20 protein-coding genes and 1 pseudogene are annotated in these 23,127 nt (G+C 70.9%); 13 read left to right on the plus strand and 8 right to left on the minus strand.

Annotated elements, in window-relative coordinates; all coding sequences use genetic code 11:
• Positions 1-34: 34 nt before the first annotated feature.
• The 3 genes from ABD999_RS41690 to lexA all read right to left on the minus strand — a co-directional run bounded on the left by ABD999_RS41690 (position 35) and on the right by lexA (position 2,545).
• On the minus strand, positions 35-1,147 hold the full coding sequence (locus ABD999_RS41690) for a MalY/PatB family protein (RefSeq protein ID WP_271278977.1): 1,113 nt from the start codon (positions 1,145-1,147) through the stop codon (positions 35-37).
• Positions 1,148-1,181: 34 nt separating this feature from the next.
• Positions 1,182-1,589 carry a DoxX family protein gene (locus tag ABD999_RS41695; protein WP_271278978.1) on the minus strand — a complete coding sequence of 136 codons (408 nt, stop codon included), beginning with the start codon at positions 1,587-1,589 and terminating at the stop codon, positions 1,182-1,184.
• Between the two features lie 248 nt (positions 1,590-1,837).
• Positions 1,838-2,545 (minus strand): transcriptional repressor LexA, encoded by a 708-nt coding sequence (gene lexA / locus ABD999_RS41700; protein ID WP_148030138.1) that lies wholly within the window; start codon positions 2,543-2,545, stop codon positions 1,838-1,840.
• Between the two features lie 1,266 nt (positions 2,546-3,811).
• On the opposite strand from lexA, the gene ABD999_RS41705 reads away from it, so the two are divergent.
• The 3 genes from ABD999_RS41705 (at position 3,812) to ABD999_RS41715 (ending at position 9,088) form a co-directional block, all read left to right on the plus strand.
• Positions 3,812-4,441 carry a hypothetical protein gene (locus tag ABD999_RS41705; RefSeq protein ID WP_271278979.1) on the plus strand — a complete coding sequence of 210 codons (630 nt, stop codon included), beginning with the start codon at positions 3,812-3,814 and terminating at the stop codon, positions 4,439-4,441.
• A 328-nt stretch (positions 4,442-4,769) separates the two neighbouring features.
• A complete protein-coding gene (gene nrdR, locus ABD999_RS41710) occupies positions 4,770-5,225 on the plus strand; it encodes a transcriptional regulator NrdR (protein WP_148030140.1) in 456 nt (151 codons plus the stop codon).
• On the plus strand, positions 5,222-9,088 hold the full coding sequence (locus ABD999_RS41715) for a vitamin B12-dependent ribonucleotide reductase (protein WP_271278980.1): 3,867 nt from the start codon (positions 5,222-5,224) through the stop codon (positions 9,086-9,088). The genes nrdR and ABD999_RS41715 overlap by 4 nt, the downstream gene beginning before the upstream one ends.
• Before the next feature lie 95 nt (positions 9,089-9,183).
• On the opposite strand, the gene ABD999_RS41720 is transcribed toward ABD999_RS41715, so the two are convergent.
• Complete coding sequence (locus ABD999_RS41720; RefSeq protein ID WP_271278981.1) at positions 9,184-9,582, minus strand: ester cyclase; 399 nt, start codon at positions 9,580-9,582, stop codon at positions 9,184-9,186.
• Positions 9,583-9,719: 137 nt separating this feature from the next.
• On the opposite strand from ABD999_RS41720, the gene ABD999_RS41725 reads away from it, so the two are divergent.
• The gene (locus tag ABD999_RS41725) at positions 9,720-10,817 is read left to right on the plus strand and encodes a PrsW family intramembrane metalloprotease (protein WP_187281028.1); all 1,098 of its coding nucleotides are present in this window, start codon (positions 9,720-9,722) and stop codon (positions 10,815-10,817) included.
• 42 nt (positions 10,818-10,859) lie between these two features.
• On the plus strand, positions 10,860-11,507 hold the full coding sequence (locus ABD999_RS41730; RefSeq protein WP_271278982.1) for a pyridoxamine 5'-phosphate oxidase family protein: 648 nt from the start codon (positions 10,860-10,862) through the stop codon (positions 11,505-11,507).
• Here the strand turns inward: ABD999_RS41730 and ABD999_RS41735 are convergent.
• Positions 11,504-11,677 carry a hypothetical protein gene (locus ABD999_RS41735; protein WP_187281029.1) on the minus strand — a complete coding sequence of 58 codons (174 nt, stop codon included), beginning with the start codon at positions 11,675-11,677 and terminating at the stop codon, positions 11,504-11,506. The two genes, ABD999_RS41730 and ABD999_RS41735, sit on opposite strands and share 4 nt — an antisense overlap.
• 281 nt (positions 11,678-11,958) lie before the next feature.
• Positions 11,959-12,411, minus strand: coding sequence for a carboxymuconolactone decarboxylase family protein (locus ABD999_RS41740; protein ID WP_271278983.1), 453 nt, complete (start codon positions 12,409-12,411; stop codon positions 11,959-11,961).
• Between the two features lie 146 nt (positions 12,412-12,557).
• Here ABD999_RS41740 and ABD999_RS41745 point away from each other — a divergent pair, with 146 nt between their 5' ends.
• The 3 genes from ABD999_RS41745 (at position 12,558) to ABD999_RS44055 (ending at position 14,745) form a co-directional block, all read left to right on the plus strand.
• Complete coding sequence (locus tag ABD999_RS41745; protein ID WP_271278984.1) at positions 12,558-12,809, plus strand: hypothetical protein; 252 nt, start codon at positions 12,558-12,560, stop codon at positions 12,807-12,809.
• A 163-nt stretch (positions 12,810-12,972) separates the two neighbouring features.
• Positions 12,973-14,106, plus strand: a complete 1,134-nt coding sequence (sthA, locus tag ABD999_RS41750; protein WP_271278985.1) for a Si-specific NAD(P)(+) transhydrogenase — start codon at positions 12,973-12,975, stop codon at positions 14,104-14,106.
• A gap of 213 nt (positions 14,107-14,319) precedes the next feature.
• Positions 14,320-14,745 (plus strand): transposase domain-containing protein, encoded by a 426-nt coding sequence (locus tag ABD999_RS44055; protein ID WP_378525327.1) that lies wholly within the window; start codon positions 14,320-14,322, stop codon positions 14,743-14,745.
• Between the two features lie 195 nt (positions 14,746-14,940).
• Here ABD999_RS44055 and ABD999_RS44060 read toward each other — a convergent pair.
• Both ABD999_RS44060 and ABD999_RS41760 read right to left on the minus strand, forming a co-directional pair.
• Positions 14,941-15,219 (minus strand): annotated as a pseudogene (locus ABD999_RS44060) (DoxX family protein); the annotation flags it as partial.
• A gap of 8 nt (positions 15,220-15,227) precedes the next feature.
• On the minus strand, positions 15,228-16,757 hold the full coding sequence (locus ABD999_RS41760) for an MFS transporter (protein ID WP_148030148.1): 1,530 nt from the start codon (positions 16,755-16,757) through the stop codon (positions 15,228-15,230).
• Positions 16,758-16,966: 209 nt separating this feature from the next.
• On the opposite strand from ABD999_RS41760, the gene ABD999_RS41765 reads away from it, so the two are divergent.
• The 5 genes from ABD999_RS41765 to ABD999_RS41785 form a co-directional block, all read left to right on the plus strand.
• A complete protein-coding gene (locus ABD999_RS41765) occupies positions 16,967-17,863 on the plus strand; it encodes a haloalkane dehalogenase (protein WP_271278987.1) in 897 nt (298 codons plus the stop codon).
• Positions 17,864-17,929: 66 nt separating this feature from the next.
• The gene (locus ABD999_RS41770) at positions 17,930-20,272 is read left to right on the plus strand and encodes an AAA family ATPase (protein WP_271278988.1); all 2,343 of its coding nucleotides are present in this window, start codon (positions 17,930-17,932) and stop codon (positions 20,270-20,272) included.
• Positions 20,273-20,373: 101 nt separating this feature from the next.
• A complete protein-coding gene (locus ABD999_RS41775; RefSeq protein WP_219551337.1) occupies positions 20,374-21,360 on the plus strand; it encodes an ABC transporter permease in 987 nt (328 codons plus the stop codon).
• Positions 21,357-22,268 (plus strand): ABC transporter permease, encoded by a 912-nt coding sequence (locus ABD999_RS41780; RefSeq protein ID WP_271278989.1) that lies wholly within the window; start codon positions 21,357-21,359, stop codon positions 22,266-22,268. Before ABD999_RS41775 ends, ABD999_RS41780 begins: the two co-directional genes overlap by 4 nt.
• Positions 22,265-23,127, plus strand: an 863-nt coding sequence (locus tag ABD999_RS41785) for an ABC transporter ATP-binding protein (RefSeq protein ID WP_345483208.1), incomplete at its 3' end; no start/stop codon positions are given. The genes ABD999_RS41780 and ABD999_RS41785, both read left to right, overlap by 4 nt.

A 23,127-nucleotide genomic window follows, 5' to 3' on the forward strand; every position in this document is an offset into this window, starting at 1 on the left:
CTCCTCGTCCGGAGAGCCGTCCCCGCCCGGCCGATCAGGGGGTCACGGTGGCGATCCTCCGCAGGATCTCGGCGAGAACGGGCTCGGAGGTGGCGAAGTTCAGCCGGACGAACGTCTCGCCGCCCGGCCCGAACACGGCGCCGTCGCTGAGGAGGACCTTCGCCTCCCGCTCCAGCTGCTCCGCCACCCCGGGACGGCCGTAGTCGAGCCATGCCAGGTAGGTGGCCTCCGGCACGCGGTACGTGACGCCCTCGGGCAGGTGTTCGGCGATGGCGCGCCGGTTCCGGTCGAGCAGCGCGACCGTGTCCGCCAGCCAGGCGTCACCGTGCCGCCAGGCGGCCACGGTCGCCTCCACGCCGAACACGTTCGCCGAGCCGAAGAGGAACGGCGGCTGGGCGTCCAGCGCCCCGCGCAGCCCGGGGGAGCCGAGGTGCGCCACCGAGCAGCGGATCCCGCCCAGGTTGAACGCCTTGGTGGCCGAGGTCAGGGTGACCGTCCGGTGAGGCAGGATCGTGCCGAACGGGATGTGCCGGTTCGGCTCGTACACCAGGTCCGCGTGGATCTCGTCGGAGATGACCAGCAGGTCGTGCCGTTCGGCCAGCTCGGCGAGCTCCTCCAGCTCGGCCCGGGTGAAGACGCGGCCGGTCGGGTTCTGCGGGTTGACCAGCAGCAGCACCTTGCACCCGGACAGGTCGGGGATCTCGGCGCGCCACGAGTCGCCGTCCGGCACGAGCCGGATGGGGCGCAGCGGCCGGTCCATGGTCTCCAGCGTGCCGAGGAACGGATGATAGGCCGGGGTGTGCAGCGCCACCCCGTCTCCCGGGGCCGTCCACACGTGCAGGAGCACCTGCAGGGCCTGGTTGATGTCGGAGTAGGAGCGGACCAGGCCCGGATCGGGCTCCCACCTGTATCGGGCGGCCATCCGCTCCGCGAACGCCTCGGCGAGCGGCCCGCTCTGGGGGCTGTCGAGCCACGAGGGATAGCCGAGGTCGCCTTCCGCCCGGCGGCGCAGCGCCTCGACCACCTCGGGAGCGGACGGCAGGTCCATGTCGGCCACCCACGCGGGGATGACCCCCGGGTCGGCCTTCGCCCACTTCAGCCCGTCATTGCGTGCTTTGAACGCTTCACCCACGAATGTGTCGCTCACCCAGACATTCTAGGAATGTCGGCCTTCGTACGGATCAGCCGCCGGCCAGCGACCGCCACAGCCGGTCCGTACGATCACGCCGCCCCCACGCGATCACCCCGCTCACCACGAGCAGGACCAGCGGCAACGCCACAGGCCCGCCGCTCACGAACGCCTCGGTCAGCACCGCACCGGCCATCAGCCCGGCGCCCGCCAGCGCGGCCGCTCCGGCCACCGGGGGCGCCAGCAGGCACACCGCCACCGCGACCTCCAGCACCGCGACCAGGTAGCGGAACCAGTCGCCCCACCCGATCGCCTCGAACGTGGACACCGACGGCTCAGCCCCGGTGAACTTGCCCATCGCCGCCATCAGCAGCATGCCGGCCATGACCACCTGGAGCACCCACAGGCCGGCCCCGGCCAGCCGCCGCCCGGCACTCGGCCTCGTCTCGATCTTCTCCATGCCGCCGACATTATGGACTGCGATCAACCGCCGGAATGCGGCTGGTTACCGGACAAGGGTGGAGGTAGGTGCACTTGCCCGGAGACGCGCCGTGTGCGACGGAACCATGGAACCCGGGCAGCCGGAGAGGCGCCCGCCGGACAGGACGCGCGTGGAGAGGAGGACGGCGACCATCGGCGGGCTGGTGCGCGAGAGCCGGTGAGGAGCGCGGTGCGGCACGGCCGCACCGCGTCTCACGCGGCGAGTGGTCAGAGGCGGCGCAGGACCGCCACGACCTTGCCCAGGACGCTGGCCTCGTCGCCGGGGATGGGCTCGTAGTTGTCGTTGTGCGGCACCAGCCAGACGTGGCCGTCCTTGCGCTTGAAGGTCTTGACCGTGGCCTCGCCCTCGATCATCGCGGCCACGATGTCGCCGCTCTCGGCGACCGGCTGCTGGCGGACCACGACCCAGTCGCCGTCGGCGATCGCGGCGTCGATCATCGAGTCACCGGTGACCTGCAGGAGGAAGAGCGTGCCCTCGCCGACCAACTGCTTGGGAAGCGCGAAGACGTCTTCGACGCTCTCCTCGGCCAGAATCGGGCCACCGGCGGCGATGCGGCCGACCAGCGGGACGTAGGCCGCGGTGGGCCTGTTGACGGGGGCGTCGTCTGTGGCGGTGTCGGGGTCGACCCACAGCACCGGCTCACCCGGCAGCCGCACCTCCAGCGCGCGCGGGCGGTGGGGGTCACGCCGCAGATAGCCCTTGCGCTGCAAAGCCGTCAACTGGTGCGACACGCTGGACGTGCTGGTCAACTGGACGGCCTCGCCGATCTCGCGCATGGACGGCGGATAGCCGCGCTGCTGCACCGAGTCGCGGATCACCTCGAGGATCTTGCGTTGCCTGGGGGTCAGCCCCAGTGAGTCACGCCTTCGCACCGCGAGGTCACTGACCCCATTGGCGTCATCCCGCTCGCTCATGCCTCTCCTCCTCGCCCGGCAACCCGCCCCGCGGGCGAGGCTCCCGGTCCGTGGTCCTGATGTCGCACACAGCGACCGTATCTCTGTTGAAGATCATCTTCAAACAGTTGTTCGAGTCTTCCTCGAAAATGTCGGCAGTGTGGTGTAGAACATCGTACGGGAGTTCGATCGACACCGTGTTCGATTTGCCGATCTTTCTACGGCCGTTTCCGGGGGCCACGACGGCGGGAGGTCCATCATGCGAACGACCAGACGGAGCCATCGCGCAGCGGGCTCACCCACGGGCCGCATCCACGGGATGATCTGATGGCGGATCCGACCGGCGACCACGTCAAGCGCCTCACCCTCATCGTCGACGCCACCCAGGAGGGGAGCCCTCAGGGGCGCCACCCTCGCCCCGACGCGCCCAGGCGGAAGAACGACGGCGGAGCGGGCCCTCGGTCGCGATGGGCCGCCGACGGCAAGCGCCCCCACCTGTACCTCGTCCCCCCAGCCCGCCCCGACTCGGACGCCGGCCCTGGCAGGTGGGGGAGAAGCGACGGTGGACCCGTCCGAGGGGGAGAGCGCGCCCCCGGAAACGGTCAGGTCGTCAACGGCGGGTCCGTCCGAGAGCGAGCGCCCGGAGCCGGTCAGGTCGTCAACGGCGGGCGCCAGGCGGCGGGCGAGCGTGCGCCGGGAGGCGTCGTCAAGGGCGGGTCCGTCCGTACGGAAGAGTGTGCGTCCGGACCCGGTCAGGTCGTCAACGGTGGACCCGTTCGAGGGGGAGAGCGTGGGCCGGGAGTTGGCCAAGCCGTCAATGGCAGGCGCCGGGCGGCAGGCGAGCGCGCGCCCGGAGCCGGTCAGGTCGTCAATGGCGGGCCCGTTCGGACGGGAAAGCGAGTGCCGGGAGACGGCCCGGCCGTCAACGGAAGGCCCGTCCGTACGGGAGGGCGAGCGCCCGGAGTCGGCCAGGTCGTCAACGGTGGGCGCCAGGCGGGGGGCGAGCGGCGGGTCGTGGAGCGGCGCCGGAGGCAGGGTGCGCCGGAAAGGCGCCTGACGGACGACGGCCCTCTGCGGCGTTCCGGCCTCACCGGCGAAGACGGGCCCGGCGGCGGTCGCGCTGAGCGGTCGCCGGTTTCCCCGGCCCGGGTGCGGGGGCTCAGGCGGGACGGGGCGTCGATGGTGCCCAAGGGGAGTGCGCGCGTAGTGCAAGGGGAGCGGATCCCGGTGGACCAGGCGCCGAGGCGCCGGACGCGTAAGGGGGACGGCGCGATTGAAGGGGACGCGGTGCGGGCGCGTCGCCGCGTCGTCGTGCCCGGGACTCCAGCGCAGCTCGGCCGGCCAAGGATGGGCTGGTTCCCGAGGTTCGCGCGGATCGACAGGGCCGGTCGCGCCGCACAGATCGACAGGGCCGGTCGCGTTACGCAGATCGATAGGGCCGGTCGCGCCGCACAGGTTGACAGGACCGGCCGCGCCACGCAGGTCGGCAGGACCGGCGGCACCACGCAGGCCGACGGGGTGGGCCGCTCCGCGGGGGCCGACAGTGGGCGGCGTGCGCGGGCAAGGAAGAGGCTGCGGGGTGGCGCGGCCGAGACCGCGCCGGTGCGGTTGACGCGGCGGGGCCGCGCGGCGCTGGTGCTGGTCATGGCGCTGCTGTCGCTGGGCGGGTTCTGGCTCGGCACCAGGGCGGCCGGCCACGCAGGGGTCGAGCGCTCGCCGGGCGCCGTCGGCCTGTCGTGGGCACAGGTGCGTGAAGTCGATAACCTGAGCGGCGCCGGCGTCCACCCCGGCGAGGACCTAGGCGCCGTCGCGGACGAGGCCAAGCGGTTCGACAGGCTGACGAGTCCGCCCAGACGGACGGGCACCCGCCTCCACGGCCCCGATGGCGTCGGCACCCCTTTACACCAGGGACAATAGGTGACCGTGCGATGCCCGCGAGCCTCCTGTGAACAAACATCACGTACGTGACGCGTACCAACAAAAGTGACACGTCCCGGACGACACGCCGAGGCGGGGCGGGGACGCGGGGGCTGATCAGCGACTTCGGCCGGGCGGGCCCGGCCAACTTGCGTTCATGGTCGCGCGCTTCTACGGTTGGACCACAACATCTAGTAGTTACACCGATGTAGTTCACCACACCTTGTGTTTCGGCGACCGCACCAGACAGAAGCTCCGGTGCGTGCGCGAGCGTCCCCAGAGGCGGATGCCGTGCCTGTGGTGACCCCTGAAACGAGGAGGCGTAAGCGTGCATTGTCCGTTCTGCCGCCACCCCGACACCAGGGTCATCGACAGCCGCTCCACAGAGGACGGCGCGGCGATCAGGCGCAGGCGCACCTGCCCGGAATGCGGGCGGCGATTCACCACCCAGGAGACCGTGCTCCTCATGGTCAGCAAGCGCAGCGGAGTCACCGAGCCGTTCTCGCGTGACAAGGTCGTCGCGGGCGTGCGGCGAGCCTGCCAGGGCAGACCGGTCAGCGAGGACTCACTGGCGCAGCTGGGGCAGAGGGTGGAGGAGGCCATCAGGGCCAAGGGCGCGGCCGAGATCGCCTCCAACGAAGTGGGGCTGGCGATCCTCGGGCCGCTGCGCGAGCTCGACGAGGTGGCCTACCTGCGGTTCGCATCGGTTTACCGCGGTTTCGAGAGCCTGGCGGACTTCGAGGCCGAGATCAAACAGTTGAAGGCGGAGAAGGGGGAGTCATGACGGAGACGTCCAGCGGATCAGTGGCGCGCGGAGGCAAGCGTCCCCGCAAGGGTCTGAAGATGAAGCGGATCTTCACCACGCCCGGCGTGCACCCGTACGACGAGATCGCGTGGGAGCGCCGCGACGTCGTCATGACCAACTGGCGCGACGGCTCGGTCAACTTCGAGCAGCGGGGCGTCGAGTTCCCCGACTTCTGGTCGATCAACGCGACCAACATCGTGACCACCAAATACTTCCGCGGCGCGGTCGGCACACCCCAGCGCGAGCACAGCCTGAAGCAGCTCGTCGACCGGGTCGTCGGCGTCTACACGCGGACCGGCCTGGACCACGGCTACTTCGCCAGTGACGAGGACGCCGAGATCTTCGACCACGAGCTGAAGTACGCCCTGGTCCACCAGATCTTCGCCTTCAACTCCCCGGTCTGGTTCAACGTCGGCACCCAGTCGCCCCAGCAGGTGAGCGCCTGCCAGCCGTACGACGCGCTGGTGAGCACGCCCGACGGGCTCGTCCCGATCGGCAAGCTCGTCCAGGACAACGCGATCGGCGCCAAGGTCTACGACGCCCACGGCCTCACCCGCGTCATCGCCACCAAGGCCAACGGCGTGAAGAACGTGCTGCGCCTGCACACCAAGGCGGGCTACACGCTTGACGTCACCGGCGACCACCTGGTGTGGAAGGCCACCGGCGACGGCACCGGCCACTTCGTGGAGGCCGCCACCCTCAATCCCGGAGACCAGCTCGAGTGGCACCGGCGCGAAGCGTTCGGCGAAGGCGAGATCGACTTCACCGAGGTGGCGGAGGCGGCCCTCGCCGGCTGGCTGCAGTCCGACGGCTTCGTCGGACAGTACGAAGGGACCAACGAGTCCCTCACCATCGAGGCGATGACCGTCAACGACGCCGAGCTCGCCTGGGTGACCCGAGCCCTCGACGTCGTGTTCCCCGACGTGCACCGCAAGGAGCGCACGGTGGAGACGCAGGACACCTCGCTCGACTGCCGGCGCACCCGCCTCTACGGCAAGTCGCTGGAAGGCTTCGTGGACAAGTGGGACCTGCGTCGGCGCGGCGTCGACATGTCCGTCCCCGCTGGCCTCTTCACCGCTCCGCTGCCGGTGGTGGCCGCCTATCTCCGCAGCGTCTTCCAGGCCGAGGGCTTCGTCTCCGCGAGGGAGAGCTCCACCGTCGTCGAGGTCGACATGATCTCCGAGGAGCTGATCCGCGGCATGCAGCGCCTGCTGCTGCGCTTCGGCATCTACGCCCGCGTCGGCTTCAAGAAGGACGCCCGCGACGACCGCAAGGGCTGCTGGACGCTGCGCATCCAGTCCGCCGGCGACCGGCGCACCTTCGCCGACGAGATCGGCTTCGTCGACGAGACCAAGTCCGGCAAGCTCGAGACGAGCTTCGACAAGCCGGGACACCCGTCGAAGGCGACCAAGCGGCTGGAGATCGACCGGGTCGAGGACCTCGGGCCGATGGAGGTCTACGACATTCAGACCGAGAGCGGCGAATACCTCTCGGGCAACCTCCGGGTGCACAACTGCTTCATCCTCGCCGTGGACGACACGATGGAGTCGATCCTGGAGTGGTACAAGGAAGAGGGTGTGATCTTCAAGGGCGGCTCCGGGTCGGGCGTCAACCTGTCGCGCATCCGCTCGTCCAAGGAGCTGCTCTCCAGCGGCGGCACCGCCAGCGGTCCCGTGTCGTTCATGCGCGGCGCCGACGCCAGCGCCGGCACGATCAAGTCCGGTGGCGCGACCCGCAGGGCCGCCAAGATGGTGGTGCTCGACGTCGACCACCCCGACATCGAGGAGTTCATCGAGACCAAGGCGCGCGAGGAGGACAAGGTCCGCGCGCTGCGTGACGCCGGGTTCGACATGGACCTCGGCGGCAAGGACATCGTCTCGGTGCAGTACCAGAACGCCAACAACTCGGTGCGGGTCTCCGACGAGTTCATGCGCGCGGTGGAGAAGGGCGAGAAGTTCGGCCTGCGCGCCCGGCTCACCGGCGAGGTGATCGAGACCGTCGACGCCCGCGACCTGTTCCGCAAGATGGCGAAGGCCGCGTGGGAGTGCGCCGACCCCGGCGTGCAGTACGACGACACGATCAACGACTGGCACACCACCCCGGAGACCGGGCGGATCACGGCCAGCAACCCCTGCTCCGAGTACGTCCACCTGGACAACTCGTCCTGCAACCTGGCCAGCATCAACCTGCTGAAGTTCCTCAAGGACGACGGCTCGTTCGACGTGTCCAACTTCGTCAAGCTGACCGAGCTGATCATCACGGCGATGGACGTCTCGATCACGTTCGCCGACTTCCCGACGGAGAAGATCGGTGAGACGACGCGCGCCTACCGGCAGCTCGGCATCGGCTACGCCAACCTGGGCGCCCTGCTGATGGCGACGGGTCACGCCTACGACTCCGACGGCGGCCGCGCGGTGGCCGGGGCGATCACGTCGCTGATGACCGGCGTGTCCTACCGCCGCAGCGCGGAGCTGGCCGGGGTGGTCGGCCCGTACGACGGCTACGCGCGCAACGCCGAGCCGCACAAGCGGGTGATGCGCAAGCACGCGGCGGCCAACGACAACCTGCGCGCGATCGGCGCGATGGACTCCAAGATCCACGCCGAGGCGTCGCGGCAGTGGGCCGAGTGCCTCAAGCTGGGCGAGCGGAACGGCTACCGCAACGCCCAGGCCAGCCTGCTCGCGCCCACGGGCACCATCGGCCTGATGATGGACTGCGACACGACCGGCATCGAGCCCGACCTGGCGCTGGTCAAGTTCAAGAAGCTCGTCGGCGGCGGGTCGATGCAGATCGTCAACCAGACGGTCCCCCGGGCGCTGGTGAAGCTCGGCTACCAGCAGGAGCAGATCGAGGCGATCGTCGAGTACATCGCCGAGCACGGCCACGTGGTCGACGCCCCCGGCCTGCGGCAGGAGCACTACGAGGTGTTCGACTGCGCGATGGGCGAGCGGGCGATCGCGCCGATGGGTCACGTGCGGATGATGGCGGCGACGCAGCCCTTCCTGTCGGGCGCGATCTCCAAGACGGTCAACCTGCCCGAGTCGGCCACGATCGACGACATCGAGCAGGTCTACCGTGAGGGCTGGGAGCTCGGCCTGAAGGCGCTGGCGGTCTACCGCGACAACTGCAAGGTGGGCCAGCCGCTGTCGGCAGGCGGCAGCAAGAAGGAGGAGCCGAAGGCCGCCGAGCCGGAGGTCAAGGTCGTGGAGGTGGCGCGGCCGACCAGGCGGCGCATGCCCAACCAGCGGCCGAGCACCACGACGCGGTTCACGGTCGGCGGCGCCAAGGGCTACATGACCGCCTCCTCCTACCCCGATGACGGGCTGGGCGAGGTCTTCCTGAAGATGTCCAAGCAGGGCTCGACGCTGGCGGGCGTCATGGACGCCTTCTCGGTGGCGATCTCGATCGGGCTCCAGTACGGGGTGCCGCTGGAGACGTACATGAGCAAGTTCGTCAACATGCGCTTCGAGCCGGCGGGCATGACGGACGACCCGGATGTCCGGATGGCGACGTCGGTGATGGACTACATCTTCCGGCGGCTGGCGCTCGACCACCTGCCCTACGAGGAGCGGGCGGCGCTCGGCATCTTCTCGGCGGCCGAGCGGGCGGCGCAGCAGCGCGGCGAGGACCCGGCGGCGCTGCAGGAGACGGTGGAGTCGCTGGCCCAGTCGGCGCCGATCGAGGAGAAGCCGAAGCAGGAGCCCAGCAAGGAGCTGACGCTGGAGAGCCACCAGCGCTTCACCGCCGACGCGCCGCTCTGCATGACGTGCGGCACCAAGATGCGCCCGGCGGGCAGCTGCTACGTCTGCGAGGGCTGCGGCTCGACCAGCGGCTGCAGCTGAGCGAGGGGTAGATCGTCCGCTAACGAGGTGCCGGTGCCGATCCGGCACCTCGTTCGCGCTTCCGGCCGCGGCGCCGTCACCAGGATCGGGGCGTGTCAGCCCGTCCCGAGCTGGCGGGAGAGCGACTGGATGTCGGAGATGACCCAGTACTCGGCGAACCTGCCGTCCTCGGCGCGCAGGATGTCGTGGCCGCTGAAGGCGATCCGGGTGCCGGGGGCCGCGGTGGCGCCGGGCATGCCGCCCCGGTAGGCGCCGGCGAAGGTCCAGCGGGCGGCCACGTGGTCGCCGTCGACGAGGGGGCCGACGTCGAGGGTGATCGTGACGTCGTCGAACGGCTCGTGTCCCTGCCGGAGCGTCTCGATCAGCTGGTCGGGGCCGTGCACGTCCATGCCCGGCCAGTGGCCGACGAAGCCGGGGGTGACGAGTTCGTGGGCGAGGGAGAATTCGCCCTGCCACAGGTGGAGCAGCCATCGCTCGTACAGTTTCGCCATCATGCCGGTGACCTCTACCCGGGTACGGGGCTTCGATAGATTGCTCGGCGCGTGTTCGCCATGGTTTCGTCAACCGTTCTGAAACCGGGCGTCGATCAGGACGCGGCATGCTGGGTGTCCATGGAAAGGGAGGGCCTGCCATGACGGTTCCGCCGCAAACCCCGATGCTCGACCAGCGGCCCAGCAAGGCGCTGATCATCGCCCTGGTGCTGTCCGGCCTGCTGGCGTTGGGCGTGCTCGCGGTGCTGCTGCTGAGCGGCGGGCCCGTCGGCTTCGGTCTGTCGGCGCTGCTGGCCATCGCGCCGCTGCCGGTGCTGCTGGCGGCGGTGCTCTCGCTCGACCGGCTGGAGCCGGAGCCGAAGCTGCATCTGGCGTTCTCGTTCAGCTGGGGCGCGGGGGTGGCGGTGGGGCTGGCCATCCTGCTGAGCGTCGTGGGCATCGAGCTGTTCGCCCGCGCCGGTTACGGCCAGCAGGCCGTGAACCTCATCAGCGCGGTGGTGCTCGCGCCGGTCATCGAGGAGGCGCTGAAGGGCGCCGCGCTGCTGCTGCTCCTGCGCCGGCGGCGGGAGATCGACGGGCTGACGGACGGCATCGTGTACGCGTCCATGGCCGGGCTGGGCTTCGCGACCGTGGAGAACGTCGGCTACTACCTGACGGCCTTCGGTGAGGAAGGGGCGGGCGCGGCCTTCCAGCTGTTCGTCATCCGCGGGCTGATCGACCCGCTCGGCCACCCGGTCTACACGTCGATGATCGGGGTCGGGGTGGCGTACGCGCTGACGCGCCGCAACGCCGCCCGGTTCGCCGCGATCCCGCTCGGCTATCTGGGCGCGGTCTTCCTGCACGCCCTGTGGAACGGCGCGGCCTCCAGCGGGTCGCTGGCGGCGGTCGCCGGCGCGTACCTGGTGATCATGCTGGTGCTCATCGGGCTGATCGTCATCACGGTGGTGGAGCGCAGGCAGCTCGTCTCACGGATGGGCGCCTATCTTCCCTTGTACGGTCACACCGGCCTGGTCACCGAGCAGGACGTGGGGATGCTGACGACGATCGCGGCCCGTCGCGCGGCCCGTAAGTGGGCCAGGGGCGCCGGGCTGGGCCGTGAGATGAGCGACTACCAGCAGGCGGCCACCGAACTGACGATGCTCCACCTGCGCGCGGAGCGGGAGAGGACGGATCCGGCCCGGTTCGCGGTCGAGCGTGATCTGCTGCTGGGCGCGATGGCCCGGGCCCGCCGCTGGTGACCCTCTCTGGCCCGGAAGCGCTTTCCTGACACAATGTCCGGGATGGGCGTGAAAGGAGAGCGGATGAGCTGGGTGGAGATCGAGTCCGAGGCCGAGCTGCGCGAGCTGCTGGGTGAAGTGATGCCGCGGGCGGCGACGAAGGAGCGCACCCGCCTGCACGAGCGTGACCGTCAGTGGCTGGCGACCTCGCCGTTCTGCCTGATCGCCACGGCCGACGCCGATGGCAACTGCGACGTCTCGCCCAAGGGCGACCCTGCCGGGTTCGCCCACGTGATCGACGACACCATGATCGCCATCCCCGAGCGCCCCGGCAACCGCAGGGCCGACGGGTTCCGCAACATCCTGTCCAACCCGCACGTCGGCCTGATCTTCCTGATCCCCGGCCGCAACGAGACGTTGCGTGTGAACGGCCGTGCCCGGCTCGTGCGGGAGGCGCCGTTCTTCGACGAGATGATCGTCAAGGGTCACCGGCCCAAGCTCGCCCTGGTCGTGGAGATCGAGCAGATCATGTTCCACTGTGCCAAGGCGTTCATGCGCAGCGCGCTCTGGCGGCCGGAGAAGTGGGGCCCCGACGCGCTGCCGTCGCACGCCACCCTGGTCAAGGAGCTGCAGACCACACCGGAGACCCTTGAGGAGCTGGAGACGTACTACTCGGACGCCGCCTACCGCAAGAAGCTCTACGAGGTCTAGGCCGCGGGGGTGGGGCCGTCGGGGAAGCGGATCACGTTGCGGCCCGTGTAGGCCCGCAGGTCGACGACCTTCGGATCGACGGCCGCCTGCTTGCGGTGCACGGCCACTGATCGGATGTCGCGGATCTTGTGCGTGGCGATGCGCGGCGGGACCGTCACCAGCCTTCTCATCGTCCTCCCCCCGTGATGTTCCTGTTACCTATGTTATTAACAGAAACCCGGGTAAGGGCGGTGTAAGACAGAAATTCAGTAGGGCAGGCGGCGGCCCGACGGGGACCGCAGGTCCAGGTCCGCGGCGCGGACCGGACGCCGCCTGGTCGTCGTCCTGACGATGCGCACGCGCTTCATGGGTGTGCCCCCTCTCGCCTGGCGCCAACCTAACCGGGCGCGCGTCGTACGCTCAACGCATTTGTGCGCACCGGGCGGGCGCCGTGACGCCCGCCCGGTGAGTGTCAGACGCCGCCGCCGGGGACGGCCCGGGTCGTGACGGCGAGCCGGTTCCACGCATTGATCATCGCGACGGCCACCACCAGCGACGCGAGCTGCTTGTCGTCGTAGTGCTCGGCCGCCTCCTGCCAGACCTCGTCGGAGACGCCCTTGCCGTGGTCGGCGAGCCTGGTCGCCTCCTCCGTCAGGGCCAGCGCCGCCCGCTCGGCGGGGGTGTAGAACGTGGTCTCGCGCCAGGCGGCCACCGACCAGATCCGCTCGTCGCTCTCGCCGTCCTTCTTCAGCTCGCGGTTGTGCATGTCCACGCAGAACGCGCACCCGTTGATCTGGCTGGCGCGCAGCTTCATGAACCCGATCGTGGCGTGCGGGATCCCGCAGCCGTCGAGGTACTTCTCGACGGAGAGGAACGCCCGGTAGGGCTCGGGGGCGAGGGCCGCGACGTTGAGCCGCTGAGTCATCGATACCTCCATGGTGAGTCGTTGCCGACGCGTCATGGACGGGACAGCCCCGCCGGATGTGACAGTCCGGAAAAATCTGAATAGGGCAGCCTTCTGCGGATATGAGACCTCTGCACGGACATCACTAATGATCAGGGGGGATCATCATGGCTGTCTGCGAGACATGCGGCAACGACTACGACATGGCGTTCGAGGTCCGCGCCCAGGGCAGAACCCACACCTTCGACTCCTTCCAGTGCGCGATCGACAAGATGGCGCCGGTATGCGAGCACTGCGGCACCAAGGTCATCGGCCATGGCGTCCAGTCGGGCGACCACTGGTACTGCTGCGCCCACTGCGCCCGGCAGGAAGGCTCCAGCGGCATCGTCGACCGCGTCCCGGCGGGCGCCACCGCCTGACAGCCGGGATTCGGGCTTCTCCAGATCGTCACCGGCACGCACACTGGCGGTGTGGCCGACTTCGATGTGGTTGTCATAGGTTCCGGGCCCGGTGGGCAGAAGGCGGCCATCGCCGCCGCCAAGCGACATCACCGTCGGCGACCTGGGCATCAGGACTTAGCACGTGATCGGCCGCGAGGTCGACGTGATCCGCAGCCAGCTCTCGCGCAACCACGTGGCCGTCTTCACCGGCACCGCCAGTTTCACCGACCCGCACACCCTGGACGTCACCGACGAGCAGGGACGGGCCGTCAAGATCAGCGGACGGAAGATCATCATCGCCACCGGCACCCGCCCGGCCAGGCCGGAGTCGGTGGAGTTCGACGAGCAGACGATCATCGACTCCGACGGCATACTCAACCTCCAGCGGGTCCCGGAGTCGCTGGTGGTCGTCGGCGCCGGGGTGATCGGGATCGAGTACGCCTCGATGTTCGCCGCCCTCGGCACCAAGGTGACGGTGGTGGAGCGGCGGGAGCGGATGCTCGACTTCTGCGACCTGGAGATCGTGGAGGCGCTCAAGTACCACCTGCGCGACCTGGCCGTCACCTTCCGGTTCGGGGAGACGGTCGCCGCCGTGGAACGCCGGCCGAGAGGCGCCATCACGCTGCTGGAGAGCGGCAAGAAGATCCCCGCCGAGACCGTCATGTACTCGGCCGGGCGCCAGGGCATGACCGACCGCCTCGGGCTGGAGCAGGCCGGGCTGGCCGCCGACGACCGGGGGCGGATCGCGGTGGACGCGCACTACCGCACCGCGGTGGAGCACATCTACGCGGTCGGCGACGTGATCGGCTTCCCGTCGCTCGCCGCCACCTCCATGGAACAGGGCAGGATCGCCGCCCAGCACGCCTGCGACGAGCCGCTGGCCGGCATGACCCCGCTGCAGCCGATCGGCATCTACACCATCCCCGAGATCTCCTTCATCGGCCGCACCGAGGACGAGCTGACCAAGGCGCAGGTGCCGTTCGAGGTCGGCGTCTCCCGCTACCGCGAACTGGCCCGCGGCCAGATCATCGGCGACACGTACGGGATGCTCAAGCTGCTCGTCTCACCCGAGGACCGCTCGCTGCTGGGCGTGCACGTGTTCGGCACCGGGGCGACGGAGCTGCTGCACATCGGCCAGGCGGTGATGGGCTGCGGCGGCGCCATCGACTATCTGGTGGATGCGGTCTTCAACTACCCGACGCTGGCGGAGTCGTACAAGGTCGCGGCCCTGGACGCGATGAACAAGCTGCGCCGCGTCGCCCGCTTCGAGCTCTAGCCCCAACGCCGTTCAGTTAAGGCGAGGGATGTTCGTCAAGAGCAGTGAACGAAGCAGCGGAGCTGCTGTAGAAGAGGTCTGTCAATCCAAGACATCCTCACCACAGGAGCTCCGCTGTTGGAACAGGTTGCCACAGTCAGAACGGTCGGGGTAGCAGCCGGTGTGTTCGCGCCCGGACATCTGGGTGAACTGACCCGGATCATCCCGTTCGAGATGGTCGATGAGGTGCTGACGCAGACCCGTGCGCTGCAGCGCAGGGTCCGGCTGGTACCAGCACGGGTCACGGTGTATCTGCTGCTGGCCGCGGCATTGTTCACCGGGCTGGGCTACCGGCAGGTGTTCGACCGGTTAACGGCGTTGGCTCTAGCCCTCCGTGGCGCGCCGCGACCGGGGCGCCGGCTTCTTGCGGCCCGCCACCAGCGTGTCGCCGGGGGAGGGGGAGGGCTCCTCGGTGGTCGCCGCGCGCGGCCTCGGGTGCGGCGCGGTGTCTTCGAGGGCGGGCTCCGTTTCCTTGGAGGTACGAGGGCGCGCCGGCTTCTCGGCGGGCGGTTCCTTCTTCCCCGTGGTCTCCGGCTTCCCGGTGGCCTCGGGCTTGGCCGGGGCGGGCGGGCCGGTGGGCTTGTCGGGGTCGCGCAGTGAGGCGATGACCGCGTCCGCCTCCTTGTCGGCGGCGAATTCGTCGGCCGCCGCGGACTCCCGCCGCCTGATCACCACCATGTGGTCGACCGAGACGCGGCCCGCGCCCACCACGGCGAGCAGCAGCGAGGCCGCGCCGAGCAGGATCAGCTCGTTCAGCGTGATCGGGTTCAGCGGCGGGGCCACCCACAGCACCGCGACCGCCTCCGCGAACAGGACCAGCCCCATCACCGACACCATCAGCCCGGCGATCAGCAGCGCGCCGCCCACCAATTCGACCAGCATGGTGACCGTGGCCCAGGCGCGCGGGGCGGGGGCTCCCTGGGACTGGAACTGGACCCCGGTCTCCATCAGCCCGATTTCCAGCTTGCGCCAGCCGTTGGCGAAGAAGATGCCGCCCACACCCAGGCGGGCCACCAGAGCGGCGAGATCACGGAGGGACTGTCTCACGGTTGTTGACTGCCCTAAGGGGGACATCGCACACCTCAATCACGGCGGAGCAGCATGGCCACCGCGACGGCGGTCAGGCTGAGCAGGACGACGCTCACGACCACGGTCGTGTGCAGGGCGTTGACGAAGGCCCAGCGGGCCGCGTTCAGCAGGGCGCCGCCGGCGCTGCCGCCTATCTCCTCGGCGACGTGGGCGGCTCCCGCGAGTGACTGCCTGGCCTGGTCCATGCCCCCGCCGGGGATGCCCCGCACGTCGGGCACCGCGGGCGCGTACGCGATGGTGGTGATCGTGCCGAGCACCGCGACGCCGAGCCCGGCGCCGAGCTCGTAGGCGGTGCCCTCGATGGCGGCGGCGCCGCCCGCGTGGGAGGCGGGCGCGGCGGACATGATCGTGTCTGAGGCGGCCAGCAGCGCCACCTGCACACCGAAGCCGATGCCCACGAAGCAGCACGCCAGCATCACGGGATGGCCCTCGACGCCCCAGGTCAGCGTGGGGGTGAGGGCGAGCGCGACGAGCGCGAGGCCGCCGCTCATGGTGGCGCGCATGCCGAGCCTCGGCAGGATGTGCGCGGCGACCAGCCCGCCCGCGACAGCCGACAGCACCAGCGGGAGCATCCGGAACGCGGCGCGCACCGGGGTGTCGCCGAGCACGAGCTGCAGGTACTGGGCGAGCATCAGCTGCAGCCCGACCAGCGCGAACACGCCGAGCAGCACGCCCAGCACGCCGGTGGTGAACTCCCGCCGCCGGAACAGCGAGACGTCGAGCAGCGGCGTCTCCAGCCGGGTCTGCCGCCGGGCGAACCACACCAGCAGCCCCGCGCCCGTCAGGAAGACCGCGACGGCGGCCGGGAACGGCATCAGGCTGCCCGACCCGGCCTCCTTCAGACCGAAGGCCAGCGCCAGGATGCCGAACACGGACAGCACGGCGCTGGTCACGTCCCACGGGCGCGGCTCGGGGTCGCGGTACTCGGGGAGCATGCGCAGGGCGGCGGGCAGCAGCACGAGCAGGATCGGCACGTTGATCAGGAAGACCGCGCCCCACCACCAGCCGACCAGCAGGCCGCCGATGAGCGGCCCCACGGCGGCCCCGGCGGCGGCGACCGCGCTCCACACGCCGAGCGCGATGGCGCGCTCGCGGCGGTCGGTGAACACCTGGCGGATCAGCGACAGCGTGGCCGGCATGATCATCGCGCCGCCGACGCCGAGCAGTGCCCTGGCCAGGACGAGCGCCAGCGGCGTGGGGGCGAAGGCCGCCCCGGCCGAGGCCACGCCGAACAGCACGAAGCCCGCGATGACCAGGCGTTTGCGCCCGTAGCGGTCGCCGAGCGTGCCGAAGAGGATGAGCAGCGGGGCCACGATCAGCGAGTAGACGTCGATGATCCACAGCAGCTGGACGGCTGACGGCTCCAGGGCGGCGGTGAGTGCGGGGACCGCGATGTGCAGGACCGTCGCGTCGACCGTGATGAGCAGGAGGCTCACGCAGAGCAGCACCAGGATCTTCCAGCGGTTTTCCTGATGCTCGCGGCCGGCGCGGCGTGCGAAGGGCACGGCCTGGGTGACGGTCATGGACCTCCTTGCGGGCCGATCCCTTCACAGCGGGCCCGCACGAAACTTGCGTGGCAGCTTATGGCATGCCGCGGGATGGGTGCAGCGGTATCGAATGATCCAGGAATGGCTGTCCGTCTATTGACCGAAATGCCACCATTTATCGGGATCGGCATTCATGGTATCCGGACTCCACGCGCCGGGCCGCCCGCGGACTAGAATCATGTTCTATGCGGATCCTGCGTACACCCGACGACCGCTTCACCGACCTGCCCGGCTTCCCGTACGAACCCCGCTACGCCGAGATCGGCGACGGGCTGCGGATGGCCTACGTCGAGACCGGGCCCGCGACCGGGGAACCCGTCGTGCTCCTGCACGGCGAGCCGTCCTGGTCGTTCCTCTACCGCCACGTCATGCCCGAGCTGGCCGCGGCCGGACTGCGCGCCATCGCCCCCGACCTCGTCGGGTTCGGCCGCTCCGACAAGCCCGCCGAGCCGTCCGACCACACCTACGCCCGCCACGTCGAGTGGACCCGCGCCCTGCTGTACGACGTGCTCGGCCTGACCGGCGTCACCCTCGTCGGCCAGGACTGGGGCGGGCTCATCGGCCTGCGCCTGGCGGCCGAGCACCCCGGCCGGGTGGCCAGGATCGTCGCCGCCAACACCGGCTTGCCGACCGGTGACATTCCCATGCCCGAGGTGTGGCACCGCTTCAAGGACGCGGTGGCCAGCGCCCCCGCTCTGGACGTCGCCCGGTTCGTGCAGTCCGGCTGCGCCACCCGGCTCTCCCCGGAGGTGCGCGCCGCCTACGACGCCCCCTTCCCGGACGAGTCGTACAAGGCGGGCCCGCGCGCCATGCCGGGACTCGTCCCGCACACCCCCGGCGACCCGGCCGGGCCGGCCAACCGCGCCGCCTGGCAGGTGCTCACCACCCTCGACCGGCCGTTCCTCGTCGCGTTCTCCGACGGCGACCCGATCACCGGCGGCATGGCGCCGATCCTGCGCTCGTCCATGGCCGGCGCCGCGGGCCTGGACCATCCCGTCATCAAGGGCGCCGGTCACTTCCTCCAGGAGGACGCGGGCACCGAACTCGGCCGGCACATAGCCGCTTTCGTGACCTCCACCTAGCGTGTCAGGTCCGCCCACACCGGGGTTCCGTACGGTATAACCGGGGGCGGACACCGGGGAGGCGTGATGCAGGAGTCCGGCAGGGCCCGTCCCGCGGGCCGAGCCGCGGTGCGAGATCTGTTCGAGCAGGTGCGGCTGCGCTATTTCCGGCTTCCCCCCGCCGTGCGCAGAGTGCTCTACGCGGCGATCCTCATCGGGGCGGTCGGCACCGGCGCGGCGCTCGGCTGGGACCTGCTCGACACGTTCCTCACCACCGCGCTGATCCTCTGCTTCGTCGCGCTCACCCTCCGCTTCCCGCAGGCCGCGGCGACCGTGCTGGTCCTGGCGGGCTGGATCGCGCTGCTGCCGCTCTTCTCCCCGCTCTTCCCCGCGCAGCCGATGGCGCCGACCCTGCTCATGCTGCTCGCCGTGCCGGTCGCCGTCGCCGCCCACCTGATCCGCTGGGTCACCCCGTGGGTGTCCGCGCTGCTCGCGCTCGTGCCCGCCGGCGCGCTGGCCGCCGCGCTCTCCCTCGTCTCGGAGAACCTCGCCGTCTGGGTCGCCTACGGCGCCGCCGCGGTCGTGCTCGGCTACCGTTTCCTGCTCGCCCGCCGGGCCAGGGCCGAGCTGGGCGCGGAGGAGCGGGTACGGGTGCGCGCCCGCGAGGGCAGGCCCGAGGCGCAGCCGGAGAAGGCCCAGGGCCTGCCGCAGATCTCGGTCGAGGAGGCGCTCGCCGAGCTCGACGCCATGATCGGCCTCGCCCCCGTCAAAGAGCAGGTCCGCTCGATCGCCGCCTCCATCGAGGCCTCCCGGCTGCGCGCCGAGGCCGGCTACACCGCGGGCCGTCCGGTGCGCCACTTCGTGTTCGTCGGCCCGCCGGGCACCGGCAAGACCAGCGTCGCCCGCACCCTGGCCAAGATCTTCTACGCCTTCGGCCTGCTGGAGACCCCTTACGTGGTCGAAGGGCAGCGCGCCGACCTGGTCGGCGAGTACCTCGGCGCGACCGCGATCAAGACCAACGAGCTGGTCGACCGGGCGCTGGGCGGCGTGCTCTTCGTCGACGAGGCGTACGGTCTGATCAACTCCTCCGACGGCCAGCCCGACCGGTTCGGCGCCGAGGCCGTGCAGACCCTGCTCAAGCGCGCCGAGGACGACCGCGACCGGCTGATCATCATCCTGGCGGGCTACGAGCAGGAGATGACCTCGTTCCTGTCCAGCAACCCCGGGCTGGCCAGCCGGTTCGCCACCCGCGTGCGCTTCCCCGCCTACTCCGCAGCAGAGCTGGCCCAGATCACCGAGCTCCTGCAGCGCAGGCGCGGCGACACCATGGGCGACGACGCCAAGGCCGCGCTGCTCGGCCTGTACGAGGACGTCCACCGCCGCGGGCTGGTCGACGAGCTGGGCAACGCCAGGTTCGCCCGCAGCCTGGTCGAGGCCGCGGCCCAGGCCCGCGACGTGCGGGTGGTGGGCGCGGGCGGCACGCCGACCACCCAGGACCTGGTGACCACCACCACCGCCGACGTGACCAAGGCGTTCGACGAGCTCACCGCCCGCTTCCGCGGCTACGTCGCCACCCCCACGCTGGAGGAGGCGCTCGCCGACCTCGACCGGATGGCCGGGCTCGCCCCCGTCAAACGGCAGGTCCACGCCATCGCCGCGCAGCTCCAGGTGGCCCGCATGCGGCAGGAGCGCGGGCTGCCCACCCCGCCGCAGATGCGACACTTCGTGTTCGCCGGCCCGCCCGGCACCGGCAAGACCAGCGTCGCGAGGGTGCTGGGCCGCGTCTTCGCCGCGCTCGGCCTGCTCGCCCGGCCCGACGTGGTCGAGGCGCACCGCGCCGACCTGGTCGGCCAGCACCTCGGCGCGACCGCGATCAAGACGAACGAGCTGGTCGACCGGGCGCTGGGCGGCGTGCTCTTCATCGACGAGGCCTACAGCCTGGTCAACCCCGGCTACTCCGGCGGCGACGCGTTCGGCGCCGAGGCCGTGCAGACGCTGCTCAAGCGCGCCGAGGACGACCGCGACCGGCTGGTCATCGTGCTGGCCGGCTACGAGCGCGAGATGGACGCCTTCCTCGCCACCAACCCCGGCCTGTCCAGCCGCTTCAACCAGCGGGTCGCCTTCCCCAGCTACGCGCCGCGCGAGCTGACCGAGATCGCCGTGCTGCTCGCCCAGCAGGCCGGCGACCGCTTCGACGACGACGCGCTCAACGACCTCGACGAGGTCTTCACCTGGGTGTGCGAGGAACGGCTGATCGACGGGCTGGGCAACGGCCGGTTCGCCAGGTCGCTGTTCGAGCGCGCCGCGATGCGCCGCGACGTGCGGCTGGCCGCGGGCGCCTCGGCGGAGGAGCCGGCCAGCGCCGCCGAGCTGACGACGATCACCAGCGACGACGTCCGCACCGCCGTCGACGAGCTTTCCGGACGTTAACCAGACCCCTCTTTGGCACTCGCCTGCGCGGCGCCCGTCGCATCCTGTAGCAATATGGCTACGCAGTGTTGCGGTAGGAGCGGTGTCGCGGAGGAGGGGAGATGGCCGGGTTCCTGGCGCGCAGGCTGGTCAGCTCGGTGGTGCTGGTCGCCGTCGCGGCCTCCCTCGCCTACCTGCTCGCCGCCGCCGCGCTCGACCCGCGCGCCAACTACGCGGGCCGCACTCCCGCCCCGCCGCCCGCCGTCGTCGACGCGCAGCTCACCGCGCTCAACCTGAACGACCGCACCCCCCTGACCGAGCGCTACCTCACCTGGGCGGGCGGAGTCCTGCGCGGCGACTTCGGCAAGAGCGTCAGCGGCGCGCCGGTCGGCGACGACCTCAAGCGGCGGGCCGGTGTCACCCTCCGGCTGGTCCTGCTGGGGCTGGTGTGCGGGAGCGCGCTGGGCGTCATGGCGGGGGCGCTCGCCGCCGCCCGGCAGTACGGCTGGTTCGACCGGCTTTCGGCGGCCGTGTCCTTCCTGCTGCTCGCGGTGCCCGTGGTGGTGCTGGCCAACGTGCTGATCCTGGCCGGCACGTGGGCCAACGACCACCTGTTCGGCGCCCGGGTGCTGCTCGTGGCGGGGGAGGCGAGCGCGGGGCTGGAGGCCGGGCTCTGGGAGACGCTCCTCGACCGGGCCCAGCACCTCGTCCTGCCGACCGTCACGATCACGCTCGGGCTCGCCGCGGTGTTCAGCCGCTACCAGCGCAACACGATGCTCGACGTGCTCGGCGCCGACTACCTGCGCACCGCCATGGCCAAGGGCCTGACCAGGCGGCGGGCGCTGATCCGCCACGGGCTGCGCACCGCGCTCATCCCGGTCGCGACCTACTTCGCCTTCACCTTCGGCGCCCTGCTCACCGGGGCCACGTTCACCGAGAAGATCTTCGGCTGGCACGGGCTGGGGGAGCGGCTGATCAGCTCGATCTTCACCAACGACGTCAACACCGTGGCCGCCATCTCCTGCCTGGCCGCGGTCGCCGTGCTGGTCGCCTCCATGGCCGCCGGACTGCTGCAGGCCGTGCTCGACCCCAGGGTGCGGGCCGGATGACGCTGTCGGAGGAGGTCGCCGAGGAGTCCGCCGGCGACGACGCCGGCCGGCCGCCCCCGCCGTCCAGGGCCAGGGCGGTGACCGGCCGCTTCCTCTCCTCGTGGCAGGGCAGGGCAGGCGCGCTGGTGCTGGCGCTGGTGTTCCTGTTCGCGTTCGCGGGCCCGCTGGTCAGCCCGTGGTCCCACACCGACAAGGACTTCGCCGCGTTCCTCGCCCCGCCGTCGGCCGCCCACTGGTTCGGCACGCTGCAGACCGGCGCCGACGTGTTCGCCGTCACGCTGCGCGGCCTGCAGCGGTCGCTGGTCGTCGGGCTGCTCGCGGCCGTGGTGTGCACGGCGCTGGCCGCGCTCGCCGGGGCGTTCGCCGGCTACTTCCTCGGCTGGACCGACCGGGTCATCACCTGGGTGACCGACCTGCTGCTGGTGCTGCCCGCGTTCCTCATCCTGGCCGTCATGTCGCCGCTGTTCGGGTCCGGGCAGTGGCCGCTGTTCGTGCTCATGCTGGCGCTGTTCCTGTGGATGGTGACCGCCAAGATGGCCCGGGGGATGACGATCTCGCTGCGCGAGCGCGAGTTCGTGCGGGCCGCCCGCTACCTGGGCGTGCCGCCCGTAAGGATCGTGCTCTCGCACGTGCTGCCCAACCTGTCGTCGCTGCTCATCGTCGACGCCACGCTGAACGTCAGCGCCGCCATCCTGACCGAGACCTCGCTGTCGTACTTCGGGTTCGGCATCCAGCCGCCCGACGTGTCGCTCGGCACGCTCATCGCCGACGGCTCCAGGACCGCCGTGTACGCGCCGTGGACGTTCTGGTTCGCCGCCGGGCTGCTCGTGGTCACCGTGCTCGCGGTCAACCTCATCGGCGACGCGCTGCGCGACGCCTTCGACCCGACGGCGAGGGAGCCGCGATGACCCCCGCGCTGGAGGTGACCGACCTGCGGGTCACGCTCGGCGGGGCGCCCGTCGTGCGCGGCCTCGGCTACGCCGTGCGCAAGGGCGAGGTGCTCGGCCTCGTCGGCGAGTCTGGCTGCGGCAAGTCGGTGTCGGCGGCCGCGGTGATGGGCCTGCTGCCGCCCGGCGCCCGGGTGACCGGCTCGATCCGGCTGGGAGGCAGGGAGCTCGTCGGCCTGCGCGAGCGGGAACTCGCCGCCGTCCGCGGCAGCGCCGTCTCGATGGTGTTCCAGGACCCGCTCTCCGCGCTCACCCCGGTCTACCGTGTCGGCGACCAGATCGCCGAGGCGGTCCGCACCCACCAGAAGGTGACCAAGGAGCAGGCCGCGGTCCGCGCCGTCGACCTGCTCGACCTGGTCGGCATCCCCGACCCGGCCCGGCGGGCGCTGGCCTTCCCGCACGAGTTCTCCGGCGGCATGCGCCAGCGGGCGCTGATCGCCATGGCCATGGCCAACGACCCCGACGTGATCATCTGTGACGAGCCGACGACCGCGCTCGACGTCACCGTCCAGGCCCAGGTGCTGGAGGTGCTCAAGACCGCGCAGCGCCAGACCGGCGCCGCCATCGTCATGATCACGCACGATCTCGGGGTCGTGGCCGGCTTCGCCGACCGGGTGCTCGTCATGTACGCGGGCCGCCCGGTCGAGTCCGGCGACGTGGACGACGTCTTCTACCACGCCCGCATGCCGTACACCGCCGGGCTGCTCGGCGCGGTGCCGCGCATCGACGCGGCCGGCCGGGCAGCGCCCGCGCCGATCGCCGGCGCCCCGCCCGCGCCCGGCGACCCGCCGCTGCGATGCCCGTTCGCGCCGCGCTGCGC

Origin of the sequence: Nonomuraea ferruginea (assembly GCF_039540635.1) — a bacterium.
GTDB classification, from domain to species: domain Bacteria; phylum Actinomycetota; class Actinomycetes; order Streptosporangiales; family Streptosporangiaceae; genus Nonomuraea; species Nonomuraea ferruginea.